Annotated in this window: 3 protein-coding genes; 2 read left to right on the top strand and 1 reads right to left on the bottom strand. The window is 44.4% G+C overall.

Translation table 11 applies throughout. The features are described from left to right. Window positions 1–362: 362 nt before the first annotated feature. Window positions 363–1418, top strand: coding sequence for a Fe(3+) ABC transporter substrate-binding protein (locus PX481_RS11060; protein ID WP_002762070.1), 1056 nt, complete (start codon window positions 363–365; stop codon window positions 1416–1418). A 293-nt stretch (window positions 1419–1711) separates the two neighbouring features. Here PX481_RS11060 and PX481_RS11055 read toward each other — a convergent pair whose 3' ends face one another. Then, a complete protein-coding gene (locus PX481_RS11055) occupies window positions 1712–2326 on the bottom strand; it encodes a DUF938 domain-containing protein (RefSeq protein WP_002762072.1) in 615 nt (204 codons plus the stop codon). 78 nt (window positions 2327–2404) lie between these two features. Here PX481_RS11055 and PX481_RS11050 point away from each other — a divergent pair, with 78 nt between their 5' ends. Beyond that, on the top strand, window positions 2405–2539 hold the full coding sequence (locus tag PX481_RS11050; RefSeq protein ID WP_260324551.1) for a hypothetical protein: 135 nt from the start codon (window positions 2405–2407) through the stop codon (window positions 2537–2539). Window positions 2540–2584: the final 45 nt, after the last annotated feature.

Below are 2584 nucleotides of genomic sequence, written 5' to 3'. Positions count from 1 at the left end.
TCAGTCTGTAGAGCGACCATAAGACCAGAACAGAGTAAATCTGTTAAGGCAGGTGCGGAACCCCGCAAGGGAAAGAAGCAGAAACCTAAATCGTGAGGTTTGGGAATCGCCGTCCGTTTTACGGCGGCGAGGATGTCAATCCACAATACCCTCGATCGAGCTTAGGGTAACATCTCGGGCTTATTGAACTTAACTAGCGATAGATTCGAGGATTTATTAGCCCCATCAAAACAAAAAAACCTGATTTTCGCCCGATTTTTCCCCATTTACCGCCCTAGTTCGACAAATAATTTCTCCCGCAGATAAGAATTATTCTCAATAGCTGTACAATAGGAAAAGACAACTTTACCAAGAATCGAGCAATGAACGATAAAATAACTCGGAGAGTCTTTCTAGGCGCGGGAACAGCCACCTTAGCGTTAGCAGTGGGTCAATTAGGGAAAATAAACGAAGTTTCCGCCCAAACTAAACAATTAAACCTCTATTCCTCCCGTCACTACAACACCGACCGACGATTGTATGACAACTTCACCCGACAAACGGGAATAAAAATTAACCTCGTGGAAGGGGAAGCGGATCCATTAATCGAACGGATTAAAAGCGAAGGCAGCAATAGTCCTGCTGATATACTCCTGACGGTAGATGCCGGGAGATTATGGCGGGCCGACCAACAGGGAATTTTTGCCCCGGTCAATTCCCGCATTCTCACCCAAAGAATTCCCGCTAATTTGCGTCACCCCAAAGGTCACTGGTTCGGGTTTAGTAAACGCTTGCGGGTAATCATGTATAACAAAGACAGAGTTAACCCCAGAGAAATCGATTCCTATGCAGATTTAACCAATCCCAAATGGAAAGGAAAAGTCGTCACCCGGTCATCCAGTAACATCTATAGTCAATCTTTTACCGCTTGGTTAATCGACATCCAAGGGGAAGCGGCCGCAGAAAAATGGTGTCGGGGATTAGTGGCTAATTTTGCCCGTTCACCCCAGGGTAATGATAAGGCACAAATCGAAGCTGTAGCCGCAGGAATTGCCGATTTAGCCCTAGCTAACACCTATTACTTAGCGGGGTATGCCGAAGAAAAAGACCCGGCTAAACGGGCAATTTATGACCAAGTAGGCGTAATTTTCCCCGACCAAGCAGGCCGCGGCACTCACGTTAATATTAGCGGTGGTGGTTTAATTAAAACTGCCCCCAATCGAGAATCGGCCATTAAATTTTTAGAATATCTTTCTAGCAATGAAGCACAGAACTTTTTTGCTAAGGGTAATCGAGAATATCCCGTCGTTCCAGGGGTTGCTTTAGACCCTTTCCTAGCAAAACTCGGACGCGGGAAAGAAGATACAGTTAGCGTGGCTAATTATGGTCCTAATTTAGCCAAAGCGGTACAGGTAATGAATCGCGCTGGTTGGAAATAAGTTATCAGTTATCAGTTATCAGTTATCAGTGGGAAGTGGGGAGCTTTTTTCAGTGATCAGAACGTAGGTTGGGTTGAAGCATGAAACCCAACGCCCGATTATGTTACGCTACCGCTAACCCATCCTACAAATAATTGTGCCTCCCTACTTAATTGGTTAAGCTAAAAGCTTTGATGTACTTAGTTTATAACCTTCTTTTTAGGTAGGAGAATTGCCAGATTCTTTTTTTTGCCTTTTGCCTTTTGCCTTTTGCCTTTAGAAGCTGATTACCGATTACTGTTCACTGATAATTGCTATGTTAAGGCAAATAAAACCGAGAGATTATTAGCTGGCATAGGAATTACTTCTAACAATTGTAAACCTCGATCGCTCGCTGCTTGCACCACATCTTCTAAATTCCTAACTCCCCAAGTAGAGTTTTGAGAACGGAGAGAAAAATCAAAGCTTTCATTACTAGGAGAAGTATGTTTTCCCTGTCGTTTATAGGGACCATAAAGATAGAGAATTCCCCCCGGACTGAGAATGCGACTCGCTCCTGCCATTAACGCTAAACAAGCGGACCAAGGGGCGATATGAATCATGTTAATATTAACAATCGCATTAATAACGATATTTTCCGTCTCTACCGCCCAAACTGACTGATGAACATCGATAAATAGGGGGCGATCGAGATTAGAACTAGGACAATAATCGCACCAACTGCGAATACTATCTAGAGCCAGAGGGTTACAATCCGAGGGAATCCAACGACAAGGAGCAAGACGAGGAGCAAAAAAAACAGCGTGTTCACCCGTGCCGCTAGATATTTCTAGGATATTCCCAGTCTTCGGTAAAAATTGGCTGAGAACTTCTAAAATCGGCTGACGATTGCGTTCTGTTGCCGGAGCATATTGACGTAAATCAGACATAACTAGGGTTGGCTGAAAAAGTTGGTTGGTGGGGTTAGGAGTCGGTCGTCAGGCGTCGGTCGTCAGGCGTCAGTCCTGATGAAAAAATTTTCACCACCACAGATGAAAGAGGTTTCCTTCCCTACACCCCACACCCCACACCCTACACCCTCTTTCCAGTCAGGAGGATTATTTTTATTTATTCTCCCTTCTCCCCATCCTACTCTGCAATAATTACTGGCAGCCAGAAATACGTTGGTTTCATATCATACTTTGTGC

The sequence above is a fragment of the Microcystis sp. M53603_WE2 genome (assembly GCF_030065435.1).
Note: the sequence above shows the minus strand (reverse complement) of the source record. Positions and strands in the feature narration are given on the sequence as shown.

Coding starts and splice junctions, on each gene's coding strand:
- PX481_RS11060 (WP_002762070.1), top strand. CDS start 363: ATGAACGATAAAATAACTCGGAGAGTCTTTCTAGGCGCGGGAACAGCC.
- PX481_RS11050 (WP_260324551.1), top strand. CDS start 2,405: ATGAAAAAATTTTCACCACCACAGATGAAAGAGGTTTCCTTCCCTACA.
- PX481_RS11055 (WP_002762072.1), bottom strand. CDS start 2,326: ATGTCTGATTTACGTCAATATGCTCCGGCAACAGAACGCAATCGTCAG.